The sequence below is a fragment of the Micromonospora arborensis genome (genome assembly GCF_003205615.1).
Taxonomy (GTDB): domain Bacteria; phylum Actinomycetota; class Actinomycetes; order Mycobacteriales; family Micromonosporaceae; genus Micromonospora; species Micromonospora arborensis.
Map to the genome: position 1 here is coordinate 1 of NZ_PYBV01000012.1, position 24,233 is coordinate 24,233.

Here is a 24,233-nt window from a genome sequence, read left to right on the forward strand (position 1 = left end):
CGCGGTGCTGCTCGGCGCGGCCGGTCGGTTGCGGGCTTGAGGTCGCCTCGACGGGGTAGGCGCTGCCCGTGCGGGGCCGGCGGGGCCTCGTCCCGGGAAGGGGCGCGCGGTGCGGCTGACGGGGGTGTCCCGGGAGTCCGGCTGGACGGGGCTTTCCGTGCAGACCACGCTGCCCAACCCGAGCACCCGGCCGGGTCTGCGCCTGCCGGGGCGGGTGACCCTGGCGGCCGGGCCGGAGGATGTGCTGGTTCGGCACATCCGACTGGGCCTCGTCACCACTGTCGAGCCGGATGATCCGGCGGCCGCCCGACGACTCGTGCAGTTCCATCACCTGCCGATCGCCGGCCGGTTCGTCGTACCGGCCGGTCGACGGCGGGCGGTCGACTTCGCGTTGCCGCTGCCGTGGGAGACCCCGGTGACCATCTTCGGCGGGGTGCCGCTGCTGAGCCTGCGGATGGGTCTGCGTACGGAGGTGTCCGTCGACCCGGATCTCGACCAGGGGGCCATGGTGCCGGTCTTCGTGCACCCGCTCCCCACCCAGCAGCACGTGTTGGCGGCGTTGGACACGCTGGGTTTCATGATTCGTCAGGCCGGGTTGCAGGAGGGCGGGCTGCCCGGGGTGGAGCACACCCTGCCACTGCACCAGCGCTGGGGCTACTGGGTGGGGCCGCTCTACGCCGGCCCGATCACCGAGCTGGAGGTGATCTTCGTGACCAACTCGGTGGGCCTGGAGGCGATCCTCTGGATGGATCGTCGGCTGGCGCTCGCCGGGATCACCCACCAGAGCATCAGCCGGTTCCGGATCTGGCATGCGGACACGGACCGACGGGACTGGGTCGCCACCGTGGACGGCTGGATACGCCAGGCGATCAACCGGCACGCGGCGGCCGCCGCGCACGCGGACTGGTCCGCGCAGATCGCGGGATCCGCCCACGTCAGCCGCCACCCCGACGAGCCGGTCCAGCCCGGCTACGGCCTCGGCGGCACCGCCGGCAGTGGCGGCGTAGGAGGCGGCGGCTCCGGCGGAGACGGCACCTGACCGCCCCCGCCCCGCCCGCGCCCGCCCCGCCCCGCCCGCCACGGCGATCTTGCACTTTCTGTTGCGACAAATTAGTCCGAAGCAGACATTCCAGCGACCGAAAGTGCAAGATCGCGGGGCGCAAGATCGCGGGGTGCGGGGTGCGGGGTGCGGGGTGCGGGGTGCGGGGTGCGGGGGTGCGGGGTGCGGGGCGGAGTTAGCCGGCGCTGGCGGTGGCCAGCTTGAGGCTGAAGGCCAGGAAGAGGGCGGCTACCGCGGTGGTGCCACCGGCAGCCAGGCGGCGACGTTGGCGGAACTGGGTGGCCAGGAAGGTGCCCGCGAAGATCAACGCGGTCAGGTAGAGCGCGCTGGTCACCTGCGCGATCAGCCCGAGCAGCAGGAACGACAACGCCGGCCAGGCGTAGTCGGGGTCGACGAACTGGATGAAGAACGAGATGAAGAACAGGATCGCCTTCGGGTTCAACAGGCTGATCACCAGCGCCTTACGGAACGGGCTGCGCATCGCCGCCGGCTCCGCGGCGTCGATGAGCCGCGGCGTGCTCGGGTCGTTGCGGTCGCGCCAGCGCCGCACCGCGCCGAGCAGCATGGTCACCCCGACATAACCGAGGTACGCGGCACCGGCGTACTTGATCACCAGGAACAGCGGCGGGTACGCCTTGAGTAGCGACGCCACTCCGGCGGCGGAGAGGAACATCAGCACCCCGTCGCCGACGAACACGCCGCCGGCGGCCCGGTAGCCGACCGCGACGCCCCGTTTGGCTGCGGTGGAGAGCACGAAGAGTGAGTTCGGTCCGGGCAGCAGGATGATGGCCACGGTGCCCAGCACGTACGTCCAGATGTCGGTGATCCCCAGCACGCCCGCCATCATCACGCCACCGGTGCCGTCCGGCGAAGCATTTCGCGCAGCCTTACCTGTGCGTTCGGCCACTCGTCGACGGTCATCGCGTACTGCACGGTGTCGCGCCAGGAGCCGTCCGGGCGTTGCCGGTGCATGCGAAGCACCCCTTCCCGGGTCGCGCCGAGGCGTTCGATGGCGGCCTGCGAGCGGACGTTGCGGATGTCGGTGTGCCAGACCACCCGCACCGCGCCCAGGTCGTCGAAGGCCCGCCCGAGCAGCAGCAACTTCGCCTCGGTGTTGATCCCGGTACGCCACCAGGGCCGGCCGAGGAAGGTGTACCCGATCCCCACCGATCGCCGCTGCGGGTCGATCTCGTAGTAGGACGTGCTGCCGACCACCGCCCCGGTCGTCGCGCACCGCTGCACCCAGGACACCCGTTCGCCGTTGTGTTGTGCGGCCAGGGCGGTGGTGATCACCTCGACCGTCTGGGCCGAGTCGGTCGGCAGGGCGGTCCACAGGTGCCGCCACACATCCGGGTCGGCGGTGGCGGAGTGCAGTTCCTCTGCGTGCGCCAACTCCAGCGGCTCCAGCCGGACGTGCTCGCCGTGCAGGGACACCGGCTCGTGCCAGGGCGTGCGGGGCGTTCGCAGGTACGCCGGCAGTGGTGCGGTGACCCCGGCGTCCGGCTCGGGTTGCCCGGCGGTCAGCCGCAGCGGCACCACCCCGGCCCAGGGCGGCAGTTGCAGGTCGGCCTCGTCCTCGCGGACCCCACCGGTGCGGGCCCGGACCGACACCTCACGCAGTGGCAGCGCCAGCACGGCGGTCTCGGCCAGCTCACGTCGGCTGGGTGGGCGGGTGTCCGTGCTGCGTCCCGCGCCGACCTTCTCGACCAGCGCGGTGAGCATGGCGAACTTCTCCTGCTCGTCGGTGACCAGTCGGGCGGTGCCGAGGGCGACGACGGAGCGGTAGTTGGCGCTGTGGTGGAACTGGGAGCGGGCGTAGACCAGCCCGTCGAGCAGGGTCACCGCGACGCAGACCGGCAGCCCGTCGCCCCGGGCCGCGAGCAGCGGACGACTGCCGGTGGAGCCGTGCAGGTAGAGCGTGTCGCCGATGCGGACGTGCAGGGTGGGCAGCACCCGAGGCTGGCCGTCGACGGTGAAGCTGAGCGCGCAGTCGTACGCCTCGTCGAGCACCGCGTGGGCGGCGGCCCGGTCGTAGCTCATCTTGTCGCGCGACCGGTTGGGTGTGGTCCGGGCGGTGGGTGGGTACATGCTCGCCCCTTTGTTCTAGTACAATCTCTTGTTTGTGTCAGCACACTATCAGCTCACCGGTACGACAGCCGTCGATATTTCGGCCAGCATCGAGTCAGGCATCCGTACGGGCGCCCTGTCACCCGGGGCCGCCCTGCCACCCGTGCGGGCACTCGCCGCCGAGCTGGGCGTCAGCCCCGCCACCGTGGCCCGCGCCTACCAGGAGCTGCGCCAACGCGGCCTGCTCGCCACGGCCGGCCGGCACGGCACCCGGGTACGCCCCCGCCCCCCGGTCGCCGCCCGACGCTCCGCGCTGCGACCCCCACCGTTGCCCGGTGCCCGGGACCTGTCCCGGGGCGAGCCCGACCCCCGGCTGCTTCCGCCGCTCGGCCCGCACCTGGCGGCGCTCGCCGCCAACACCGGCCCGTCGATCGGCTACTCCGACGCCGGGGTGTTGCCCGAGCTGGCCGAGGTGGCCCGCGCCCGACTGAGCGCCGACGGCGTACCGGCGGGGGAGCTCACCCTCACCGGCGGTGCGCTGGACGGCATCGAGCGGCTGCTCGGCGCACACCTGCGCCCCGGAGACGCGGTGGCGGTGGAGGACCCGGGCTGGGCCAATCTGCTCGACCTGGTCGCCGCGCTGGGGCTGCGCCCGATCGGCGTACCGCTCGACGACGAGGGGCCGCTGGTGGCCGGGGTGGCTGCCGCGCTCGACGCCGGAGCGCGGGCGCTGGTGGTCACCAGCCGGGCGCAGAACCCGACCGGCGCCGCCGTCTCGGCCGCCCGCGCCGAGGCGCTGCGGGCGCTGCTCGCCGGCCGGCGGGACCTGCTGTTGATCGAGGACGACCACGCGGCGGAGCTGGCCCGCGTGCCCCTGCACCCGCTGGCTGGGGCGACCGAGAGCTGGGCCTTCGTCCGCTCGGTGAGCAAGCCCTTCGGCCCGGACCTGCGGATGGCGGTGCTGGTCGGCGACGAGACCACGGTGGCCCGGGTGACCGGCCGTACGCGGATCGGCGCCGGTTGGGTCTCCACCGTGCTGCAGCGGCTGGTCCTCGGCCTCTGGCAGGACCCGGCGGTCACCGAGCTGGTGCAGCGGGCGGCGCGGAGCTACGAGCAGCGGCGTGACGGGCTGCTGGCCGCGCTGGCCGAGTACGGCCTGACCGCGCACGGTCGCAGCGGCATCAACATCTGGCTACCGGTGGCGGACGAGACCAGCACGGTCACCGCGCTGCGCGATGCCGGCTGGGCGGTGGCCCCCGGCGCCCTCTACCGGATCGCCGCGCCACCCGCCCTCCGCATCACCGTCAGCCCCCTGACCACGGAGGATCTCGCCCCCCTCGCGGCCGCGCTGGCCCAAGCCGAGAACCCGACCCCACCCCGAGGCTTCCCTACCTGACCCCGCCCTCGCGATCTTGCACTTTGTGTCGTTGCGGTGCCCGTTATGGCCGATAAATCGGGGCAGAAAGTGCGAGATCGCGAGGATTCGGGGCGGACGCGATGGGTATGCGGGCGCCGGAGGTGGGGGTCATGGCTTCAGGTTCGCGTAAGGGTGTCTGGATCGCGGTGGCGGTGGTGGTGATCATCATCATCATCGTGCTGATCGCGATCGCTTCCGGTGGGGATGGCGGCGGTGGCGGGTACTGACGCGGGGGCGCGGCCGGGCACCGCCGGGGCGGACCCGGCGGCGTTCGGCACCGGGCCGGGGCGTACCCGGCACTGAGCATCGAACAGGTATATAACAGTCGGTATGGCCGAGCAGACCGGGAGCGCCGTAGGCGCCCAGCGGTTCATTCCGCCCGACGCCGACACCATCGACGACCTGCGCAGCGCAGCCGGCGGTTGTCGGGGCTGCGAGCTGTACCGGGACTCCTCGCAGACGGTCTTCGGCCGGGGCGACGAGAGTGCCCGGGTGGTGCTGGTCGGCGAGCAGCCCGGCGACATGGAGGATCAAAAAGGGTTGCCCTTCGTCGGTCCCGCCGGACGGCTGCTGCGCCGCGCGGTCGACGACGCCGGGCTGGACCCGGGCGTCCTCTATCTCACGAACGCCGTCAAGCACTTCCGGTTTGAGGCGCGCGGCAAGCGACGCATCCACCAGACCCCGGACCAGGTGCACATCACCGCCTGCCGGCCCTGGTTGGTCGCCGAGTTCGCCCGGCTGCGTCCGGAGATCGTGGTGGTGCTCGGCGCGACTGCCGCCAAGGCGCTGCTCGGCCCGTCCTTCCGGGTCACCCGGCAGCGGGGCGAGCTGCTGCTCTGGCCGGAGTCGGCCCAGCACCCGGAGGACTTCCAGCGGGTGCCGGTGGACAACGCCGGGCAGCGGGCCGACGCGCCGACGGCCCGGCTGCTGGCCACCATCCATCCGTCCGCGGTGCTGCGCGCCGACGACCAGGACAAGGCGTACGAGGGCCTGGTCGCCGACCTCAGCATCGTCACCCGCGCCCTGCCCGGCTAGCCGCGACGAGCGTCGCGACGGGCGCCGAGCGAGCCGTCACGGGGTGGCGTCGGAGTAGACCTCGTCGGCGGCACCACCCCGTTCGGACGAGGTGCCCCCGTTGCCCTGAGTGTCCCCCTGGCCGAAAGCCACCGCTGCCAGCGCGCGGAGGGGCGATACCGCCCCGAAACGTCAATGCGTGATCGGCGTAACAGGTCCTCTGCAGACTCGGCTGAGTCGATCTTGTAGGGGAGGCCGTTATGAGCGATCAGACGCAGTCGATGGTCAGCCGGCGTGGGTTTCTGCGTGCGGTCGGAGTCAGCGGTGGCGCCGGTGCGATGCTCGCCACGATGGGCGCCATGGGTCTCGCCCCCAGCGCCGCTGCGTCCGTGACCCCGGCATTCCGGGCGCCGGAGCGCTCCGACTTCACCCTGACCGGCCGGTCGGGTGCCAAGGTGGTCGTTCTCGGCGGCGGCATCGCGGGGCTCACCACCGCGTACGAGTTGGGCAAGGCAGGCTATGACTGCACGATCCTGGAGGCGCGGCACCGCGTCGGTGGGCGGAACCTGACCATTCGCGGCGGCGATGTCGAGACCGACCTCGATGGACGCATCCAGCGGGCCAGCTTCTCCGACGGGGTCTACTTCAACGCCGGCCCGGGTCGGATCGCACAGTGGATGGTCACCATGGACTACTGCCGGGAGCTCGGCGTACCCATCGAGGTCTTCACCAACCAGAACGCCGACGCCTGGATCTACAACGAGTCCGCCGGGATGACCGAGCCGGTCCGGTACCGCACCGCCAAGGCCGACGTGTACGGCTACGTCTCGGAACTGCTCGCGAAGGCCACCGACCAGGGTGCGCTGGACAGCCGGCTCACCACCGAGGACCGCGATCGGCTGCTGTCGTTCCTGCAGAGCTTCGGCGCGATCGGTGGACGGGCCGGCGACTGGGCCTACACCGGCACCAACCGTCGCGGCTTCTCCGGGTATCCGGGCGCGGGCAACGACGTGGGGAGCCTGCTCGGCACGCCGCCGCCGCTCTCCGACGTCTTCGCCAGCAACGTCGGCCGGTACTTCTCCTTCGAGTTCGGCTATGACCAGGCGATGCTGATGTTCCAACCGGTCGGTGGGATGGACCAGATTCCCCGGGCTCTGGCCAAGGCGGTGGGCCAGCACCGGATCCGACTCAACGCCGAGGTGACCGCGGTGACCGACCGGGGCAGCCGGGTCGAGGTGACCTACCGGCAAGGTGGCCGGCAGTCGCAGATCACCGCTGACTACTGCGTGGCGGCGCTGCCGCCGCACCTGATGGCCCGGGTGCCGCACAATCTCGGCGCCGGGGTGACCGCGGCCCTGGCCGACTTCCCGGTCACCGCCTCCGGAAAGATCGGCCTGGAATATCGCAGCCGCTGGTGGGAGACCGATCAGCGGATCTACGGCGGCATCACCGAGACCGACCTGGACCTGTCGCACATCTGGTACCCGTCCTATGGCTTCCACGGCAAGCGCGGCCTGGTCGTCGGCTACTACAACACCGGGGCGAACGCCAGGACGTACAGCGGGCTCACACCCGAGCAGCGCAGCGAGCGTGCGATCAGCCAGGGTGTGAAGATCCACGGCGACAAGTACCGCAGTGAGCTGGTCACCTCGTACTCGCACGCCTGGGACCGGACCCGCTACATCGAGGGCGCCTGGACCTCGCCCCGGTACGGCACACCCGGATACAACCTGCTGTTGCAGCCGGCCGGGCGGGTCTACTTCGCCGGGGACTGGCTGAGCCACGAGGTGGCCTGGCAGCACGGTGCGTTCGTGGCCGCCCGTTCGGCGGTCTCCGCGCTGCACCAACGGGTGATGGCCGGCTGATCGACCCAGGCCCGCGCAACTTCGGGGAAAGTGCTGCTTCCCGGCGCGCTGAGACAGCAGTTTCACCGAAGTTGCGAGGATCTTGCGGCGGACGGCGGACGGCGGGCGGCGGGCGGCTGTCGGCTGTGGGCGAAACCCACTGCCGCTGGTCGGCGTGGGTGCGCGAGGATGGGTCACCCCGTCCCGAGGAGCGCAGATGGCCACCGACCTGACCGCGCCGCGCACCACCGCCCGACCCGACGTCGCGTCGATCCAGCGGCGTACCCTGCGGCTGCTCTTCACCACCCAGATCATCGGTGGGATCGGCGTCACCATCGGCATCGCCGTGGGTGCGCTGCTCGCCGCGCGGATCGCCGGCACCGCGATGGCCGGTGTGGCGCAGAGCGCCGGGGTGGTCGGCGCGGCGCTGCTCGCCGTCCCGGTCACCCGGATCATGGCCCGGCACGGTCGCCGGCCCGGCCTGGTGCTGGCGTACGCGATCGGCGCCGTCGGCGGCGTACTCGTGGTGCTGGCCGCGGCCACCCGCTGGGTGCCGCTGCTCTTCCTCGGGATGCTGCTCTTCGGTGGCGGCACCGCCGCGAACCTCCAGGCCCGCTACACGGCGGTGGATCTCGCCGAGCCGGCCCGCCGCGGGCGGCAGCTCTCCCTGATCGTCTGGGCCACCACCATCGGTGCGGTGGCCGCGCCGAACTTCGCCGCGCTGGCCGACCGGGTCACCTCCGGTTGGGGGCTGCCCGCGCTGGCCGGCCCGTTCGCGTTCAGCGCGGTCGCGTTCGTGCTGGCTGCCGTCGTACTCCTCGGGTTGCTCCGGCCCGACCCGCTGCTCACCGCGCGGCGGCTCGCGGCGGCCGACGTGTCCTTCGCCGGCCCGCCGCCGGCCACCGACGCGCCGGCGACCACCGTGGCGGCCGAGACGCCGGCGGCCGTCGCGCCGGTCGAGGTACGCGCGCCGCGCGCCGCCGGGATGCGTGCGGCCTGGTCGGTGGTACGCGGGCGACCCGCTGCCCGGCTCGGCATCGCCGCCGTGGCGGTGGGGCACCTGGTGATGGTGGCGGTGATGGCGATGACCCCGGTCCGGCTCGGTGAGTCGCACGCCGACGCCGACGTGTTGCGGCTGGTCGGCATCGTGCTGAGTCTGCACATCGCCGGCATGTACGCGTTCTCCCCGGTGGTCGGCTGGCTCACCGACCGGCTCGGCCGGCGGGCGGTGATCCTCGGTGGGGTCGGGTTGCTGCTGGCCGCCTGCGCGGTCGCCGGTACCGCCGGGCACCACACACCCCGGCTCTCGGTGGGTCTGGTCCTGCTCGGGCTGGGCTGGTCGGGGACGATGGTGGCCGGTTCGACGCTGCTGTCCGAGTCGGTGCCGGCCGGTGTGCGGCCGAGCGTCCAGGGGCTGTCCGATCTGATCATGGGGTTGGCCGGGGCCGGCGCCGCTGTGGTGAGTGGGTTTGTCATGCAGTTCGCCAGTTATCCCGTGCTCACCCTGCTCGCGGCGGTCGCGGTGGTGCCCCTGGTGGCGCTAGCGTTGCGCCCGGTGCCGACCGGGGCACCGGACGAGGAGGGCTGATCACTGTGCGGCTGACCGACTTCTGGACGCGCCTGGACGAGGCGTTCGGGCCCGGCTACGCGGCCAGCATCGCCCGCGATCAGGTGCTGTCGCAGCTCGGCGGACGGACCATCGAGCAGGCACTGGCGTCGGGGGAGCAGACGCACGTCGTGTGGAGGGCGGTCTGTGCCGCGTATCCCGACCGAGTGCCCGCTCGACTACGCTGAGCAGCCTTTTCGCCGCTTCTGCGTGTCGCTTGTCGAGTCGTACACCTGTTCGGCTATTGTCCACAGCGGGGTGCTCGTCCACAGCTCGCGGCCCGTCGGCTGGTTTTCTGTCGGACCCAGCGCCTAGCGTGTCCGCGTGACGCGAAGCTCAGCAAAGACGCCGGCGAAGGCAGGGGTGGCAACCATGGCAGCAGGGCCTGACCGGGAGAAGGCACTCGACCTTGCTCTCGCTCAGATTGACAAGCAATTCGGCAAGGGCTCGGTGATGCGACTGGGTGACCGGCCGGTCATCCAGACCGCCATCATTCCGACCGGCTCCATCGCCCTTGACGTGGCGCTGGGCATCGGCGGCCTGCCGCGCGGCCGGGTGGTCGAGATCTACGGTCCCGAGTCCAGCGGTAAGACCACGGTGGCACTGCACGCGGTGGCCAACGCCCAGCGCAACGGCGGGATCGCCGCCTTCATCGACGCCGAGCACGCGCTCGACCCGGAGTACGCGAAGGCCCTCGGCGTCGACACCGACGCGATGCTGGTCTCGCAGCCGGACACCGGCGAGCAGGCGCTGGAAATCGCGGACATGCTGATCCGCTCCGGCGCTCTGGACATCATCGTGATCGACTCGGTGGCGGCCCTGGTGCCGCGCGCCGAGATCGAGGGCGAGATGGGCGACAGCCACGTGGGCCTCCAGGCCCGGCTGATGAGCCAGGCACTCCGGAAGATCACCGGTGTGCTCAGCAACACCGGCACCACGGCGATCTTCATCAACCAGCTGCGGGAAAAGATCGGTGTCATGTTCGGCAGCCCGGAGACCACGACCGGTGGTCGGGCGCTGAAGTTCTACGCCTCGGTCCGGCTCGACGTGCGACGCATCGAGAGCCTCAAGGACGGCACCGACGTGGTCGGTAACCGCACCCGGGTCAAGGTCGTGAAGAACAAGGTCGCCGCGCCGTTCAAGCAGGCCGAGTTCGACATCATGTACGGCAAGGGCATCTCGCGTGAGGGCTCGCTGATCGACGTCGGCGTGGAGCAGGCGATCATCCGCAAGTCCGGCGCGTGGTACACGTACGACGGCGACCAGCTCGGCCAGGGCAAGGAGAAGGCCCGGGAGTTCCTGAAGGAAAACCCGGACGTGGCCGCCGAGATCGAGAAGAAGATCCTGGAGAAGCTCGGCGTCGGGGTCGGCGCGAGTGACGCCGCCGGTGGCCCGGAGCTGCCGCCGGTCGACTTCTGACCGGTCGCTGACCGATGGCAGGACGACGCGCTCGTACGGGGCGGGGCTGGGATGCCAGTCCGCCCCGTACGGGCGACGCCAGCGAGCCACCTCACCCTCGGCGGGGTGGCCGGGGTCGGTCGGCCGACGCCGACGCCGTCGAGTCCCCGGCACCGCCTCGCGATGAGTCGGAGGTCGCCCGCGAGATCTGCCTGCGCCAGCTCGCCGTCCGGCCCCGCACCCGGGCCGAGCTGGCCGGGGCGTTGGCCAAACGGGGCATCTCCGAGGAGGTCTCGGCCGAGGTGCTCGACCGGTATGACGAGGTCGGCATCATCGACGACGCGGCGTTCGCCCGGGCCTGGGTGTCCAGCCGGCACGCGGGGCGTGGCCTGGCTCGCCGGGCGCTCGCCAACGAGCTGCGCCGAAAGGGCGTGGACGGCGAGGTGGCCACCGAGGCGCTGGGTGAACTGGACGAGGAGACCGAGGCAGACACCGCCCGCGGCCTCGTGGAGCGCAAGCTCCGCACTGCCCGGGGTGAGCCCGACGCGATCTTCCGGCGGCTGGTGGGCATGCTGGCCCGCAAGGGTTACCCGCCCGGCGTGGCGATCCGGGCCGTGAAGGACGCGCTGGCCGCGCAGAGCGCCGAGGCCGCCGAGTTCGCGGAGCAGATAGACGCCGACGCGCTCGCCGACGCCGAAGGGGAATTGGACCGCGACAGTCGTCCGACCGACTGAGAGTCGCGCTGGGTGCTGCGGGGTGGTCCGATGTTGAAGGCGTGTCTGAACGGTGGGCGCAGCCGTGACGCCCACCCGGCGGTGCCGGTCACCCCGGCGGAGTTGGCCGTCGACGCGGCCCGTTGCGCCTCGCTCGGCGTCGCGGCCGTGCACGTCCATCCCCGCGCTGCGTCCGGGGCCGAATCGCTGCGCCCGAAGGTCATCGCCGACGCGCTCACCGCGATCCGCGCCGCCCGGCCGGGGCTGCCGGTGGGGGTGAGCACCGGAGCGTGGATCGAGCCGGATCCGGCCGCCCGGGTGGCCGCCGTCCGGTCCTGGTCGGTGCTGCCCGACTTCGCCTCGGTCAACGCGCACGAGGCCGGTGCCGAGGCCGTCGCCGCCGCCCTGCACGAGCGGGGTGTGCTCGTCGAGGTGGGGCTCTGGACGCTCGACGCCGTGGACGCGTACCGGTCCTGGCGGGTGCCGGTCGGGCGGATCCTCGTCGAGTGCATGGCGGAGGAGGTGCCGGTCGCGGTGGCCGACGCGGCGCGGATACTCGCCGCGCTGCCGTCATCGGCGCCCGCCGTGCCACCGTCGTCGACGGGGGTGCCCGCCGGATCGCCGTCGGCGGCACGCGCACGGCAGGGCGCGGTGGCTCCGCCGGTGCTGCTGCACGCCGAGGGCCCGGCCACCTGGGCGGTGCTCGCCGAGGCGGTCAGCCGTGGGCTGCACACCCGCGTCGGGCTGGAGGACACGCTGCTGCTGCCGGACGGCACACCGGCACCCGGCAACGCCGCGCTCGTCGCCGCCGCGCTGGCCGCCGGTGCTCGCTGAGCCACGATTGCGACCAGCCCGGGCGTTCGGGTCAGCAGGGGTCGTTGGTGTCACAAAAGTCGGCTCGACGGGGTGTGGTGCCGTCGCTGATCAGGCACGACATTCAGTTCAGCGCCAGTGACTCGCCGTGTTTGTCCCGTGGTGTCCGACACGGTATCAGCTCGGAGTGACACCGCAACTTCGCTCCGTTCGGGGGGTTTGATCATGAGTCCTTGACCAGAGCACCCCCGGAGACCTAGCCTCGCCATACAGGCTCACATTGCCCGACCAGCGCAGGCTAAGCGCACAACATAGATCTCGTAACAGAACAGCATCACTTTGGCCGACTCCCGGCCTTTGGCGGCAGTTCCGGACAGGCCGGTCCGGAACGCCGCGACAACTGCACCCGGTCGCCGACGTTGCCCGCGGGCACCGCCGGCGGAGAGAGCTACCCATGGCCAGCCGCTCCGGTCGGGCGTCCACAGCCGTAGGAGTGTGCCCTCGGCACGGTCGCTGCGGTCTCGACGTTAGGGGAGGCGGCCATGGCGGGGCGGCGGCACAGGTTCACCGGTAGACCCGACGGGGTCCCGGCATGAACGCCTTCGACGTCGTGCTCCTCGCGGCCGTCCTCGTCCTCGCCGTGGTGGTGATCGGGGCCGTGCTGGTCGGCATCCGGACACTGCGCCGGGTGGGCGCCACACCGGCCCCGGAGGATCCCGCCTTCATCGCCGAGAAGGACCGCCAGGAGCAGTCGCTGGCCGCCCTGCGCAACGCGGCCGACGAGGCGAACAGCACGATCGACGTGGCGAAGTCCGCGGCGGCGGCAGCTCGTACCGAGGCGGCGGCGGCGAAGGCCGAGGCGAAGGCCGCCCGTGCCGAGGCGCGTCGGGTGCTCGACGACGCCCGCGCCGAGGCGGACACCGTGCTGGAGCGCGCCCACAACCAGGCCGAGGCGGACGCCGAGCAGTTACGGACGGCGGCCCGGCGCAGCGGCGAGCGGGAGGTCGCGGTGCTCGCCGCCACCACCCGGGAGCAGGCTGCGGAGGTGGAGCGTCGGGCGGCCCGGATGGACGAGCGGGAGCGGATGCACACCGAGGAGGTGGAGCGGTTCGCCGAGCGGGAGCGGCAGCTCACCGAGGCACGTGCGGCTCTCGCGGCCCGGGAGTCCGCGCTCGCCCAGCGGGAGGCCGAGCTGACCGAGTCGGAGGAGCTGCGTCGCCGGGAGTTGGAGCGGGTCGCCGGGCTCACCGCCGACGCGGCGAGGCTGGAGTTGGTCGAGGCGATCGAGACGTCCGCCAAGCGGGAGGCGGCGCTGCTGGTACGCGACATCGAGTCCGACGCGCGCAACACCGCCGAGCAGCGGGCCCGACACATCGTGGTGGACGCGATCCAGCGGGTCGCCAGTGAGCAGACCGCGGAGAGCGTGGTCAGCGTTCTGCACCTGCCCGGTGACGAGATGAAGGGGCGGATCATCGGCCGGGAGGGGCGCAACATCCGCGCCTTCGAGTCGGTGACGGGCGTCAACCTGATCATCGACGACACCCCCGAGGCGGTGCTGCTCTCCTGTTTCGACCCGGTCCGCCGTGAGGTGGGTCGGCTGACCCTGGAGAAGCTGGTCCTGGACGGGCGGATCCACCCGCACCGGATCGAGGAGGTCTACGACCTGGCCCGGCAGGAGGTGGAGGAGCTCTGCCTCCGCGCCGCCGAGGACGCTCTGGTCGAGGTCGGCATCACCGAGATCCACCCGGAGCTGGTGACCCTGCTCGGCCGCCTGCGCTACCGCACCTCGTACGGGCAGAACGTGCTCAAGCACCTGGTCGAGACCGCGCACATCGCCGGCATCATGGCCGCCGAGCTGCGGCTGGACGTGCCCATCATCAAGCGGTCGGCGTTCCTGCACGACATCGGCAAGGCGCTCACCCACGAGGTGGAGGGCAGCCACGCCATCATCGGCGCGGACCTGGCCCGCAAGTACGGCGAGCACGAGGACGTGGTGCACGCCATCGAGGCGCACCACAACGAGGTGCCGCCGCAGACCATCGAGGCCGTGCTCACGCAGGCCTCCGACGCCTGCTCGGGTGGTCGGCCGGGCGCGCGTCGGGAAAGCCTGGAGGCGTACGTCAAGCGCCTGGAGCGGATCGAGGAGATCGCGGCCAGCAAACTCGGCGTGGACAAGGTCTTCGCCATGCAGGCCGGTCGGGAGATCCGGGTGATGGTCAAGCCGGACGACGTGGACGACATCGGGGCGGCCGTGCTGGCCCGAGACGTGGCCAAGCAGATCGAGGAGGAGCTGACCTACCCGGGTCAGATCCGGGTCACCGTGGTCCGCGAGTCCCGGGTCACCGAGATCGCCCGCTGAGCCGACTCACCTGCCTGGCTTGGCGGCGGGCGGATCGCACGGCCAGTGCCGTGCAAGTCACTCCGAGGGCCAGACAAAGGAACACGATCGGGTTGACGTACGCGGGCACCAGGTCGTTTGTGGTGCCGTCGGCGTAGTGACAGAGATGTCTCAGTGGTAGCACGTCGACGCTGGTTGAGGTCGACGCCAACGGCTTCGCAGGGCAGAACTCGCTGACGGCCCGGAGGTCGATGAGGTGGCCCGTCCACACGCCGTGCAGATAGACGACGATGGCGGCGGCCGGCGCCACCACTGTTCCGACGACGAACTGGGCGACGGTGTTCATCGGTGAGATTGTGCCCCTGTGTGCGGTGAACGTGGAGAGGGCCGCCCCGAATCGTTCGGGGCGGCCCTCTCTGGTCGGTGCGACGTGGCTCAGAGGCCGCCGCCGCCCCCGCCCTCGGCCTGGGACATCAGTGCTGCGGGCGGCGGATTCTGTGCCGGGGTGCCCGCGGTCTTGCGGCCCCTGGCGAGCCGCCGCTGCACGTACTGGGCGAGCTTCGACAGCGAGTAGTTCACCACGATGAAGAGCACGGCGATCACGACGTAGACCTGGATCGGGTTGCTCAGCGCGCCGATGATCTGCTTGCCGATGTTCAGGGTCTCCTCGTAGCTGATGATGAAACCCAGCGAGGTGTCCTTGAGTACCACGACCAACTGGCTGATCAGTGCCGGCAGCATGACCCGGAAGGCCTGCGGCAGCAGGATCATCCAGGTGGTCTGTCCCGGGGAGAGCCCGATGGCGGAGGCGGCCTCTGCCTGGCCGCCCGGCAGCCCCTCCATGCCGGAGCGGAGGATCTCGCCGATCACCACCGAGTTGTAGATGGTGAGGCCGATGACCAGATACCAGAGGTTGTCGAGGTAGAGGCCGAACTCGGGGAAGCCGCGGGCCACGAAGAAGATGGTGATCACGACGGGCAGGCCGCGGAACACCTCGACGCACACGCGAGTGACCGCCGACAGCAGCGCGCTCAGCCCGCGTAGCAGGTACGCCACCGGCGTCGCCGCACCGGTGAACCGCCGTCGGATCAGGCTCTTGAGTTGGATCCGCAGCACGGCGAGCAGCGTGCCGATCACCAGCGAGGAGACGACGGCCAGAGCTGCCGCGATCAGGGTGTTCTTGAAGCCCAGGCCGATGCGGTCCCACACCTGGGAGAAGTTCTCGTTGGAGGGGTCGATCAACGGCCCCCACAGCTCCATCGAGAACTGGCCATTGTCGTCCAGAGGCCGGTAGATCAGGAAGTACGCTCCGACGAGCACAACGAGACCGGCGACGACGCTGCTGATCAGCGTGATCCGCCGCTGACGCGGCCCGGGTACGTCGTAGAGGACGCTGGTTTGCTGACTCATCGGGCCACCGCCTGTCGCTTCTCGATCCGGTCCAGCAGGGCGCCGAGCGGCACCGTCATGATCAGGTAGCCGATCGAAATGCCGATGGCGACCGGGACGAAGGCGTAGCCCTCGGCTGAGGTGAGCTGGTCGGCGGTCTGTGACAGGTCACCGACCACCCCGAAGAAGCCGACCAGCGCCGAGTTCTTGATCATTGCGATGATCACCGAGCCGAGCGGCACGATCGAGGCCTTCCACGACTGCGGCAGCACCACGTAGCGCAGGTTCTGTCCGAAGGTCAGGCCCAGCGACCGCGCGGCCTCGGCCTGGCCGGGGGACACCGCGTTCACTCCGGATCGCAGCGCCTCGCAGACGAACGCGGCGGTGTAGAGCACCAGGGCGATCAGCGCGAACCGGAAGTACGGCAGGTCCGTGCCGAGTCGGGTGAACAACGAGTCGATCACCGGGATGCGGAGGAAGTCCGCGTTGGAGCCGAGCGCCGGCAGACCGAACGCGGCGAAGAACATCACCACGGTCAGCGGCATGTTGCGGAAGACGTTCACGTAACCGGTGCCGAGCGCGCGCAGCGGCGGCACCGGCGAGATGCGGAGCACCGCCACGACGCCGCCCAGGATCAGGGCGCCGATCGCGGCAAGTATGCAGATCTGGAGGGTGAGCCAGAAACCACCCGCAAAGACGTCGAACTTGTCGATGAGCACGTTCACGGGTCGGTGTTCCTCCCCACCCTCCAGATCGAAGGGTCAGTAACGGTTGATGGTGGGCGCCGCGCCAAGTTCCGCGCCGAACTTGCCGGCGGTGTTGTCCCAGGCCTTCTTCCAGCTGCCGTCGGCGACCGCCTTGTCCAGCGTGTCGTTGATGAAGCTGCGGAAGTCGGCGTCCTCCTTCTTCACCCCGATGCCGTACGGCTCCTTGGTGAAGTTGCTGCCGGCCAGCTTGAAGGAGGCCTCGTCCTTGGCGATGTAGCCGAGCAGGATCACGTTGTCCGTGGTCACGGCGTCGACCTGGCCACTCTTGAGGGCGTCCCGGCACTTGTCGTAGGTGTCGAAGGGCACCAGCTGGGTGGCGACGTCCTTGACGTACTTCTTGATCTCCTCGAACGGCGTCGAGCCGGTGACCGAGCAGACCTTCTTGGTGCCGTCCTTGAACGAGTCCGGACCGGTGATGGTGGTGTCGTCCTTCTTGACCATGATGTTCTGGCCGGCCTCGTAGTACGGGCCTGCGAAGGCGATCCGCTCCTTGCGCTTGTCGTTGATCGTGTAGGTCGCGGCGACCAGGTCGACCGTGCCGTTGACGATCACGTCCTCGCGGACCTTCGAGGGGGCCTCCACCCACTCGATCTTGTCCTCGGGGATGCCCAGCTCCTTGACGATGATCTTGGCGATCTCGACGTCGAAGCCCTCCGGCTTGCCGGACAGGCCCTTCAGGCCGAAGCCAGGCTGGTCGAACTTGGTGCCGACCTTGATCTTCTGGGCCTTGTTCAGCTTCTCCATGGTGCTGCCGGCGGTGAAGGACTTGCTGCCAGCGCCGGTGCCCTCCCCGCCGTCGTCGCCACCACAGGCGGTGAGGCCGAGCGCCAGAGCGGCGACCGCGGCGACTGCCGCAACGCGCTTGATACGCATACTCTTCTCCTTTTTCAACGGAGCCCACCGAGTACGGCGCGCTCCACTACGGACGCCTAGTGCGTGAGGATCTTGGAGAGGAAGTCCCGGGCTCGCTCGCTGCGCGGGTTGGCGAAGAACTCCGCAGGCGGGGCATCCTCGACCAGCTGCCCGTCGGCCATGAAGATGACCCGGTTCGCGGCGTGCCGGGCGAAGCCCATCTCGTGGGTGACCACGACCATCGTCATGCCGTCGCTGGCTAGCGAGGTCATCACGTCGAGCACCTCGCCGACCATCTCCGGGTCCAGTGCGCTGGTGGGCTCGTCGAAGAGCATCGCCTTGGGCTGCATGGCCAGCGCCCGGGCGATGGCCACCCGCTGCTGCTGACCGCCGGAGAGCTGGGCCGGGAACTTGTCGGCCTGGTTGGCGATGCCGACCCGGTCGAGCAGGGCCAGGCCGCGCTCGCGGGCAGCGGCCGGCTTCTCCTTGCGGACCTTGATCGGGCCGAGGGTGACGTTCTCCAGGATGGTCTTGTGTGCGAAGAGATTGAAGGACTGGAAGACCATGCCCACCTCGCTGCGCAGCTTCGCGAGGGGCTTGCCCTCGGCGGGCAGCGGCTGGCCGTCGAAGGTGATGGTGCCCGAGTTGATCGGTTCCAGTCGGTTGATGGCGCGGCACAGCGTCGATTTGCCGGAGCCGGATGGGCCGATGACCACGACCACCTCGCCCCGGCCCACCGACAGTGAGACGTCGTCCAGCACGTGCAGCGGCCCGAACCACTTGTTGACCGAGTCCAGCACGATGAGCGGTTCGCCCGTCGTCACGTCGTCCACCGTCCCCTGTCGTCTAACCGGTCGGGGTCGGATGACCCCCGGTGCGGCAACTCTAGGCGGCTTGATGTGGCGGAACGCAACCCGGCGGGTCACGGAGCGGTAACACCGATCATGATCGTCGTCGGACGTCCGATTCCGGTCACTGTGCGAGCCGGGACGGTGGCGATCGTGGTGTGTTGTCGAGATCATGGGGGGATGACCGAACCGGTACGCCTGACTCGTTACGCCCGTGGCGGTGGCTGCGCCTGCAAGATCCCGCCGGGGGAACTGGAGATCATGGTGGCGGGCCTCGGCCCGGCCACCGGCACCGCCGAGCTGCTGGTCGGGTTGGACCACGGCGATGACGCGGCGGTGGTGCGCCTGGATGAGCGGACCGGCGTGGTGAGCACCGCCGACTTTTTCACACCGGTGGTCGACGACGCGTACGACTGGGGCCGGATCGCCGCCGCCAACGCACTGTCCGACGTGTACGCGATGGGCGGCACCCCGCTGGTGGCGCTCAACCTGCTCTGCTGGCCGCGCGACGTGCTGCCGATGGAGTTGGCCGGCGAGGTCCTGCGCGGTGGCCAGGACGTGGCCCGGGAAGCCGGCTGTCATCTGGCCGGCGGGCACAGCGTCGACGACGACGGCCCGAAGTACGGCCTCGCGGTCACCGGCACGGTCCGACCGGAAGAGTTGATCACGCTTGACGCCGGGCGGGCCGGGGTGCCGTTGTCGCTGACGAAACCGCTTGGTGTGGGGGTGCTGAACACCCGGCACAAGGCCACCGGTGAGAACTTCCCGGAGGCGGTGGCCTCGATGAGCGCCCTCAACCGGGATGCCGCTCGCGCGGCGGTCGCCGCGGGCATCCGCTGTGGCACCGACGTGACCGGGTTCGGTCTGCTCGGGCACGCCTCCAAGTTGGCCCGGGCCAGCCAGCTCACGGTGGCCATCGACACGGCCCGGGTGCCGTACCTGGCCGGTGCGCGAGAGGCGCTGCGCGACGGGTACGTCAGCGGCGGCAGCCGGCGCAATCTGGAGTGGGTGACGCCGTGGACCGATTTCGGGGCAGTGGGCGAGGACGAGCGGTTGCTGCTGGCCGACGCGCAGACCTCCGGCGGTCTGTTGGTCGCGGGCGAGGTGCCCGGTGCTCCCGTGGTGGGTGAGTTGCTGCCCCGCGGCGAGCACCTGGTGGTGCTGCGCTGACCGCCGGGTGACCCGGTCGGAGGGGCGGTTGCGAGCGCGAGGACACGCGGCGGCGGTGGTGCGGTTGGCGCACCATAGCCGATAAACTGTCACCTTCCCGCTACTCCGAGCAACGCCGCTCAGGGAAATTTTGCCCGGAATGGTCACAGACCGGTAACTTGCCCCCGGCTGGGGTCAAATGCCCCCCACCATCGTGTGTAAGGCCCGATCCGGAGGCCGGTGGGACGAACGCAGCGAGGAGGCGGAATGACCGAGCTGTGGAACTGGAGAATCGACGGGGTGCGCCCCGTGGAGGTCTACCCGGCGCTGGCCGAGGCGCTTGGCCGGGTGGTGATGCCGCTGGCGGTGGCCGACCCGGCCCGGCTGCCGGCGTACGCGGTGGTGTGTGACGTCTGGCAGGCGCCGGGCGAGTTCTCGACCGTCGTGGACTGCTACGGGGTGCCCGAGCGGCTCCCCGAGCACGCGAGCATCGCCGCGCTCGCTCGACTGCTGGGCCGCAACTGCCTGTTGCGCGACGACACGCTCGACGCGGGCCGGCACCTGCTCGTCGCCCCGGACGGCACGGTCCGTCCGGTGCACTTCGACGTGCGGGACACCGACGATGGTGAGGTGCTCAGCAGGCGGCGGCTCTGCACCCTGGGCGACCCGGGTTGTCGGGGCTGGTCGCAGTGCCACCGCTCGCGGTGGGCGCCCGACACGATCGCCCCGGCGCTCGCCGCGGCCTGACCCTGCACGGGTCAGGCCCGGCCAGCGCCGCGCTGGTGGGTCGAGCCCTGCCGGCGATCAGCTGGAGGCGGCGGCGGCCTGCCGGTCCGGGGTGCCCGATCCGGCGCCCCGCACCACCAGTTGATCGAGCAGGTCGCGCGTCGCCTGGGCCACGGCGGCCACCGCGGCGTCGAACGCGGCGGCGTTGTGTGCGGCGGGGGCCCGGAAACCGGAGATCTTCCGGACGTACTGCAACGCGGCCGCCTCGACGTCCGCGTCGGTCACCTGCGGGGTGAACGGTTCACGCAGCGTCTTGATGCTCCGACACATGGGCGCTCCTCCTCTGTCGGCACCTGGGCTGCCACCTGTGGTGCCGGCGACTGTACCGACGGTGACACTTGGTCTATACCCGTCTATCCCGGTCGCGGGTGAGAGTCTTTCGAGCAGTTGTCGCCGCTCGCGCTCCCGCGCCCCGGAGACTCATTGTGGCCCATGCCCCACCCGCGCATCGTCGGCGGCGAGCGCAAGGCCCCCGAAATCGCCCAGAACACATCCTTGCTGTGCGGCGTACTGCCCGTCGTGGGTGCCCGCCCCGGGCCGTCGGGTCGCTGCCGGTCGGTTGGGGTCGCCAAGCGGGCCGCTACCCTGGTAGCCCGAGGGGAAGGGGCACCAAGAGGGTGGCTAGGACCTACAACGTCGTGACGTACGGCTGCCAGATGAACGTGCACGATTCCGAACGCATCTCCGGCCTGCTTGAGCAGGCGGGATACGAGCGTGCACCCGCTGGCGACGACACCCCGGACATCGTCGTCTTCAACACCTGCGCGGTGCGGGAAAATGCCGACAACCGGCTCTACGGCAACCTCGGTCGTCTGCGCCCGGTGAAGGACAAGCACCCCGGGATGCAGATCGCCGTCGGTGGCTGCCTGGCCCAGAAGGACCGGGGTGAGATCGTCCGCAAGGCCCCCTGGGTGGACGTGGTCTTCGGCACCCACAACATCGGTGCGCTGCCGGTGCTTCTCGAACGTGCCCGGCACAACGCCGCCGCCGAGGTGGAGATCCTCGAGTCCCTCGACGTCTTCCCCTCCACGCTGCCCACCCGCCGCGAGTCCACGTACGCCGGCTGGGTGTCGATCTCGGTGGGCTGCAACAACACCTGCACGTTCTGCATCGTGCCCGCGCTGCGCGGCAAGGAGAAGGACCGCCGTCCCGGCGACATCCTCTCCGAGGTGCGCGCCCTGGTCGACGAGGGCGTGCTGGAGGTGACCCTGCTCGGGCAGAACGTCAACTCCTACGGCGTCGAGTTCGGCGACCGGTACGCGTTCGGCAAGCTGCTGCGCGCCTGCGGTGACATCGACGGGCTGGAGCGGGTCCGGTTCACCAGCCCGCACCCGAAGGACTTCACCGACGACGTGATCGCCGCGATGGCCGAGACGCCGAACGTCTGCCACTCGCTGCACATGCCGTTGCAGTCCGGCTCCGACGACGTGCTCAAGGCGATGCGCCGGTCCTACCGCTCCGAGCGTTACCTGGGGATCATCGAGAAGGTCCGAGCGGCGATGCCGGATGCGGCGATCACCACGGACATCATCGTCGGCTTCCCCGGCGAGACCGAGGCCGATTTCCAGCGCACCCTGGACGTGGTCCGCGAGGCCCGGTTCTCCTCGGCCTTCACCTTCCAGTATTCGAAGCGCCCCGGCACCCCGGCCGCGACGATGGACGGCCAACTGCCCAAGCAGGTGGTGCAGGAGCGCTACGAGCGGCTGGTCGCCTGCGTCGAGGAGATCACCTGGGCGGAGAACAAGCGCCTGGTGGGGGAGACCGTCGAGGTCCTGGTCGCCCTCGGTGAGGGCCGCAAGGACGAGCGGACCGGCCGGATGTCCGGTCGGGCCCGCGACGGTCGGCTGGTGCACTTCGCGACCGAGGCCCCCGGCACGGACTCGATGGCCGGCCAGATCCGGCCCGGGGACATCGTGCACACCACGATCACGTACGCCGCGCCGCATCACCTCAACGCCGACGGGGCGCCGGTGGCGCACCGACGGACCCGGGCCGGCGACGCGGCCGAGGCGGGCCGCTCCCCGCGTACCCCCGGGGTGTTGCTGGGTCTGCCGACGATCGGCGCGCCGCCGGTCGTGGCCGCACCCACCGCGGGTTGCGCCACCCACTGAGCTACGGAAGGGCCCCTTGGACAAGGGGCCCTTCCGCGAACCGCTGCGCTCAGACGGTGATCCGGCCGGCGCCGGCACCCGCCGTCACGATGGACCTGACGGTGCTCGCGGTGGCCAGTTGGTAGGAGTACGGGATGCCGGCCACGCGCTGAGGCACCGGCCGTCCCGGCAGCTCAGCAGCTCGCGCCGTTGAGCTTCACCGTTCCCGGCGCGCTGGCGGTGCCGTTGGCGGTGAAGCCGACGGTGATCGACCCGCCCGCCGGCAGAGACGGGGCATGCCCCGGCGCGGCGGCCGTCACCGTCGTGCCGGACTGGGAGACGGTGGCGTTCCAGCCACTGCCCAGCGTCACCCCGGACGGCCAACTCCAGGTGACCGACCACGGGTTCACCGCGTTCGACCCGGTGTTCTTCACCGTCACCTCGCCCTGGAAGCCGCCCGGCCAGGCGTTGACCTGCCGGTAGCTGGCGGTGCAGGCGCCAGGAGGCGGCGTCGTCGGTCCGCCGGTCGGTCCGCCGGTGGGTCCGCCGGTCGGTCCGCCACCGGACGGCGCGATCAGGTACGGCTGGAGGATCGCCTGCTTGGTGGTGTTGACGTTGGTCCAGTCATCCAGCGCGATGCCCCCGGTGTCACCCGAATTGGGGTTCCACGACCAGTAGGTGAAGGACATCCCGGTCACCCCGGTACCGGTGTACGCCATCAACCTCTCCAGCCACACCTTGTCCTTCGGGTCGGCCAGGGTGCTACCGAACTCACCCATCATGATCGGCGCGATGTTCTGCTTGTAGAGGTAACCGAAGTACCTGTCCCAGATGGCCGGCATGTTCGCCGGGTAGTCCGGGGCGTCGAACCAGCTCTGCCGGTAAACCGAGGTGGCGTACTCGTGCGGCGAGTAGACCAACCGGTTGGCCACACTGAGCCGTACCGGGAACTGGCCGGCCTTCGACAGGTTCCCGCCCCACCAGCCGCAGTCCTCGTCGTTGCTCGGGTCGTTGTCCCAGACGTTGGAGAGACCACCGCTGGGGCAGCTCACCCCCTCGACGAAGATCAACCAGTTGGGCTGGACACCGAGGATGGCGTTCCCGGCCCGTTCGGCGGCGAGCCGCCAGTCCCGGGTGGTGTCGCCGCAGCCCCAGCACGCGCCGGTGGCCGCCGGGTTGGTGCCCTCGGCGTGCGGCTCGTTGTGCAGGTCGGCGCCGATCACCGTGGGGTTGCCCGCGTACCGCTGGGCGAGCATCTTCCAGTCGTTGATCCAGGTCGCTTCGGAGACCGTCGAGGTGTACCAGAGTGGCGACTGTCCGGCCGCCGTCGGCCGGTGCCGGTCCAGGATGATCCGCATCCCCTTGCTGCCGGCGTAGTCGATCACCTTGTCCAGGATCTGCAACGGCGACAGCCCGATCAGGTCCGGGTTGACGAAGTCGTTGATCCCAGTGGCGGTCGCGCCCGACTTCAGCGCATCGTTCGAGTACGGCACCCGCAGCGTGTTGTAACCCAGCCGGGCCATCGTGTCGAGCTGCCCCCGCCACGGGTTGCTCGACCACAGCCCGTGGAAGGTCTTGTTGTCGGTCTCCATGCCGAACCAGTTGATGCCGGTCAACCGAACCGTGGCACCGGTGCTGTCCACGATCTGGTTGCCGTTCGTGTGCAGGTAGCCGGTACCGGTGCCAGCGGCGACGGCCGGGCTGGTGTTGACGGCGGCGGCGAGGAACACGCCGGCCGCAACGGTGGCGAGCGCGGTCAACGCGCCGCCGAGAGCGGTGGGACGTAACATGCAAGCTCCACTTCGGAGGTCCGGCGCCGTCCGATGACGGCGTCGGCGGTCGGCCCGTCCGCACGTCACGGCCCCGCAGGGGTACGCGGACAGTGCGCGACGGCCCATGTCACGCGGACGTGTCACTCGCGGAAGCGCACCGGTGACCCTCGACAGCGGTGTTCCGCCTTCGTCGCCCTCGTACCGGTGGCCCTACCTGGCTCCGTAGCACATTCTGATCAGCCAGCCTCGATGCGTCAACCTGCCCTGCCCCTCGCCCTGCCCTTCGTGCCGCCTGGCCCTTCGTGCGGCC

At 70.7% G+C, this 24,233-nt stretch carries 22 protein-coding genes; 13 read left to right on the forward strand and 9 right to left on the reverse strand.

All coding sequences use genetic code 11. From position 1 onward, the window contains the following. Nucleotides 1-109 precede the first annotated feature (109 nt). Entirely contained in the window at nt 110-1,039 is a 930-nt protein-coding gene (locus C7C45_RS09775) for a sporulation protein (protein ID WP_110563310.1), read from the forward strand. Nucleotides 1,040-1,235: 196 nt separating this feature from the next. Here the strand turns inward: C7C45_RS09775 and leuE are convergent, their stop codons facing one another. Together leuE and C7C45_RS09785 are read right to left on the reverse strand one after the other, a co-directional pair. Beyond that, a complete protein-coding gene (gene leuE, locus C7C45_RS09780; RefSeq protein ID WP_110563311.1) occupies nt 1,236-1,907 on the reverse strand; it encodes a leucine efflux protein LeuE in 672 nt (223 codons plus the stop codon). Beyond that, complete coding sequence (locus C7C45_RS09785; RefSeq protein ID WP_110563312.1) at nt 1,907-3,148, reverse strand: bifunctional pyridoxamine 5'-phosphate oxidase family protein/GNAT family N-acetyltransferase; 1,242 nt, start codon at nt 3,146-3,148, stop codon at nt 1,907-1,909. The genes leuE and C7C45_RS09785 overlap by 1 nt, the downstream gene beginning before the upstream one ends. 34 nt (nt 3,149-3,182) lie before the next feature. Here C7C45_RS09785 and C7C45_RS09790 point away from each other — a divergent pair, with 34 nt between their 5' ends. The 9 genes from C7C45_RS09790 (at nt 3,183) to rny (ending at nt 14,291) form a co-directional block, all read left to right on the forward strand. Next, entirely contained in the window at nt 3,183-4,523 is a 1,341-nt protein-coding gene (locus C7C45_RS09790) for an aminotransferase class I/II-fold pyridoxal phosphate-dependent enzyme (RefSeq protein ID WP_110563313.1), read from the forward strand. Between the two features lie 351 nt (nt 4,524-4,874). Next, on the forward strand, nt 4,875-5,579 hold the full coding sequence (locus C7C45_RS09795; RefSeq protein ID WP_110563314.1) for a UdgX family uracil-DNA binding protein: 705 nt from the start codon (nt 4,875-4,877) through the stop codon (nt 5,577-5,579). A 239-nt stretch (nt 5,580-5,818) separates the two neighbouring features. Next, the gene (locus C7C45_RS09800) at nt 5,819-7,423 is read left to right on the forward strand and encodes a flavin monoamine oxidase family protein (RefSeq protein WP_110563315.1); all 1,605 of its coding nucleotides are present in this window, start codon (nt 5,819-5,821) and stop codon (nt 7,421-7,423) included. Nucleotides 7,424-7,619: 196 nt separating this feature from the next. Next, complete coding sequence (locus C7C45_RS09805; RefSeq protein WP_110563316.1) at nt 7,620-8,990, forward strand: MFS transporter; 1,371 nt, start codon at nt 7,620-7,622, stop codon at nt 8,988-8,990. A gap of 5 nt (nt 8,991-8,995) precedes the next feature. Further along, nucleotides 8,996-9,196 (forward strand): DUF3046 domain-containing protein, encoded by a 201-nt coding sequence (locus tag C7C45_RS09810; RefSeq protein WP_030489422.1) that lies wholly within the window; start codon nt 8,996-8,998, stop codon nt 9,194-9,196. 184 nt (nt 9,197-9,380) lie between these two features. Further along, nucleotides 9,381-10,427: a recombinase RecA gene (gene recA, locus C7C45_RS09815; RefSeq protein ID WP_110563317.1), complete on the forward strand. Its 1,047-nt coding sequence runs from the start codon at nt 9,381-9,383 to the stop codon at nt 10,425-10,427. Nucleotides 10,428-10,441: 14 nt separating this feature from the next. Continuing rightward, nucleotides 10,442-11,140: a regulatory protein RecX gene (locus C7C45_RS09820; RefSeq protein WP_110563318.1), complete on the forward strand. Its 699-nt coding sequence runs from the start codon at nt 10,442-10,444 to the stop codon at nt 11,138-11,140. A gap of 30 nt (nt 11,141-11,170) precedes the next feature. Further along, nucleotides 11,171-11,953, forward strand: coding sequence for a 3-keto-5-aminohexanoate cleavage protein (locus C7C45_RS09825; protein ID WP_110563319.1), 783 nt, complete (start codon nt 11,171-11,173; stop codon nt 11,951-11,953). A gap of 571 nt (nt 11,954-12,524) precedes the next feature. After that, nucleotides 12,525-14,291 (forward strand): ribonuclease Y, encoded by a 1,767-nt coding sequence (gene rny, locus C7C45_RS09830; RefSeq protein WP_110563320.1) that lies wholly within the window; start codon nt 12,525-12,527, stop codon nt 14,289-14,291. Here rny and C7C45_RS09835 read toward each other — a convergent pair. The 5 genes from C7C45_RS09835 to C7C45_RS09855 all read right to left on the reverse strand — a co-directional run bounded on the left by C7C45_RS09835 (nt 14,272) and on the right by C7C45_RS09855 (nt 18,111). Next, nucleotides 14,272-14,616, reverse strand: a complete 345-nt coding sequence (locus tag C7C45_RS09835; RefSeq protein ID WP_110563321.1) for a hypothetical protein — start codon at nt 14,614-14,616, stop codon at nt 14,272-14,274. The genes rny and C7C45_RS09835 overlap by 20 nt on opposite strands. An 89-nt stretch (nt 14,617-14,705) precedes the next feature. Next, a complete protein-coding gene (locus C7C45_RS09840) occupies nt 14,706-15,680 on the reverse strand; it encodes an amino acid ABC transporter permease (protein ID WP_110563322.1) in 975 nt (324 codons plus the stop codon). Beyond that, nucleotides 15,677-16,384, reverse strand: coding sequence for an amino acid ABC transporter permease (locus tag C7C45_RS09845; RefSeq protein WP_110563323.1), 708 nt, complete (start codon nt 16,382-16,384; stop codon nt 15,677-15,679). The genes C7C45_RS09840 and C7C45_RS09845 overlap by 4 nt, the downstream gene beginning before the upstream one ends. A gap of 36 nt (nt 16,385-16,420) precedes the next feature. After that, nucleotides 16,421-17,299 carry a glutamate ABC transporter substrate-binding protein gene (locus tag C7C45_RS09850; RefSeq protein ID WP_110563324.1) on the reverse strand — a complete coding sequence of 293 codons (879 nt, stop codon included), beginning with the start codon at nt 17,297-17,299 and terminating at the stop codon, nt 16,421-16,423. A 56-nt stretch (nt 17,300-17,355) separates the two neighbouring features. Further along, nucleotides 17,356-18,111: an amino acid ABC transporter ATP-binding protein gene (locus C7C45_RS09855; RefSeq protein WP_110563325.1), complete on the reverse strand. Its 756-nt coding sequence runs from the start codon at nt 18,109-18,111 to the stop codon at nt 17,356-17,358. A gap of 195 nt (nt 18,112-18,306) precedes the next feature. Here C7C45_RS09855 and selD point away from each other — a divergent pair, with 195 nt between their 5' ends. Both selD and C7C45_RS09865 read left to right on the forward strand, forming a co-directional pair. Beyond that, entirely contained in the window at nt 18,307-19,296 is a 990-nt protein-coding gene (gene selD, locus C7C45_RS09860; RefSeq protein WP_110563326.1) for a selenide, water dikinase SelD, read from the forward strand. 246 nt (nt 19,297-19,542) lie between these two features. After that, the gene (locus C7C45_RS09865; protein WP_110563327.1) at nt 19,543-20,022 is read left to right on the forward strand and encodes a hypothetical protein; all 480 of its coding nucleotides are present in this window, start codon (nt 19,543-19,545) and stop codon (nt 20,020-20,022) included. A gap of 57 nt (nt 20,023-20,079) precedes the next feature. Here C7C45_RS09865 and C7C45_RS09870 read toward each other — a convergent pair whose 3' ends face one another. Continuing rightward, nucleotides 20,080-20,331: a DUF2277 family protein gene (locus C7C45_RS09870; RefSeq protein WP_110563328.1), complete on the reverse strand. Its 252-nt coding sequence runs from the start codon at nt 20,329-20,331 to the stop codon at nt 20,080-20,082. Between the two features lie 347 nt (nt 20,332-20,678). Here C7C45_RS09870 and miaB point away from each other — a divergent pair, with 347 nt between their 5' ends. Further along, nucleotides 20,679-22,172: a tRNA (N6-isopentenyl adenosine(37)-C2)-methylthiotransferase MiaB gene (gene miaB / locus C7C45_RS09875; protein WP_110563329.1), complete on the forward strand. Its 1,494-nt coding sequence runs from the start codon at nt 20,679-20,681 to the stop codon at nt 22,170-22,172. 173 nt (nt 22,173-22,345) lie between these two features. Here the strand turns inward: miaB and C7C45_RS09880 are convergent, their stop codons facing one another. Continuing rightward, nucleotides 22,346-23,941: a cellulase family glycosylhydrolase gene (locus tag C7C45_RS09880; RefSeq protein WP_110563330.1), complete on the reverse strand. Its 1,596-nt coding sequence runs from the start codon at nt 23,939-23,941 to the stop codon at nt 22,346-22,348. Nucleotides 23,942-24,233: the final 292 nt, after the last annotated feature.

What these genes read in the sequence shown, in the direction of transcription:
- leuE (WP_110563311.1), bottom strand. Translation starts at nt 1,907, where the DNA reads ATGATGGCGGGCGTGCTGGGGATCACCGACATCTGGACGTACGTGCTG.
- C7C45_RS09785 (WP_110563312.1), bottom strand. Translation starts at nt 3,148, where the DNA reads ATGTACCCACCCACCGCCCGGACCACACCCAACCGGTCGCGCGACAAG.
- C7C45_RS09795 (WP_110563314.1), top strand. Translation starts at nt 4,875, where the DNA reads ATGGCCGAGCAGACCGGGAGCGCCGTAGGCGCCCAGCGGTTCATTCCG.
- C7C45_RS09800 (WP_110563315.1), top strand. Translation starts at nt 5,819, where the DNA reads ATGAGCGATCAGACGCAGTCGATGGTCAGCCGGCGTGGGTTTCTGCGT.
- C7C45_RS09805 (WP_110563316.1), top strand. Translation starts at nt 7,620, where the DNA reads ATGGCCACCGACCTGACCGCGCCGCGCACCACCGCCCGACCCGACGTC.
- recA (WP_110563317.1), top strand. Translation starts at nt 9,381, where the DNA reads ATGGCAGCAGGGCCTGACCGGGAGAAGGCACTCGACCTTGCTCTCGCT.
- C7C45_RS09820 (WP_110563318.1), top strand. Translation starts at nt 10,442, where the DNA reads ATGGCAGGACGACGCGCTCGTACGGGGCGGGGCTGGGATGCCAGTCCG.
- C7C45_RS09825 (WP_110563319.1), top strand. Translation starts at nt 11,171, where the DNA reads ATGTTGAAGGCGTGTCTGAACGGTGGGCGCAGCCGTGACGCCCACCCG.
- rny (WP_110563320.1), top strand. Translation starts at nt 12,525, where the DNA reads ATGAACGCCTTCGACGTCGTGCTCCTCGCGGCCGTCCTCGTCCTCGCC.
- C7C45_RS09835 (WP_110563321.1), bottom strand. Translation starts at nt 14,616, where the DNA reads ATGAACACCGTCGCCCAGTTCGTCGTCGGAACAGTGGTGGCGCCGGCC.
- C7C45_RS09840 (WP_110563322.1), bottom strand. Translation starts at nt 15,680, where the DNA reads ATGAGTCAGCAAACCAGCGTCCTCTACGACGTACCCGGGCCGCGTCAG.
- C7C45_RS09850 (WP_110563324.1), bottom strand. Translation starts at nt 17,299, where the DNA reads ATGCGTATCAAGCGCGTTGCGGCAGTCGCCGCGGTCGCCGCTCTGGCG.
- selD (WP_110563326.1), top strand. Translation starts at nt 18,307, where the DNA reads ATGACCGAACCGGTACGCCTGACTCGTTACGCCCGTGGCGGTGGCTGC.
- C7C45_RS09865 (WP_110563327.1), top strand. Translation starts at nt 19,543, where the DNA reads ATGACCGAGCTGTGGAACTGGAGAATCGACGGGGTGCGCCCCGTGGAG.
- C7C45_RS09870 (WP_110563328.1), bottom strand. Translation starts at nt 20,331, where the DNA reads ATGTGTCGGAGCATCAAGACGCTGCGTGAACCGTTCACCCCGCAGGTG.
- C7C45_RS09880 (WP_110563330.1), bottom strand. Translation starts at nt 23,941, where the DNA reads ATGTTACGTCCCACCGCTCTCGGCGGCGCGTTGACCGCGCTCGCCACC.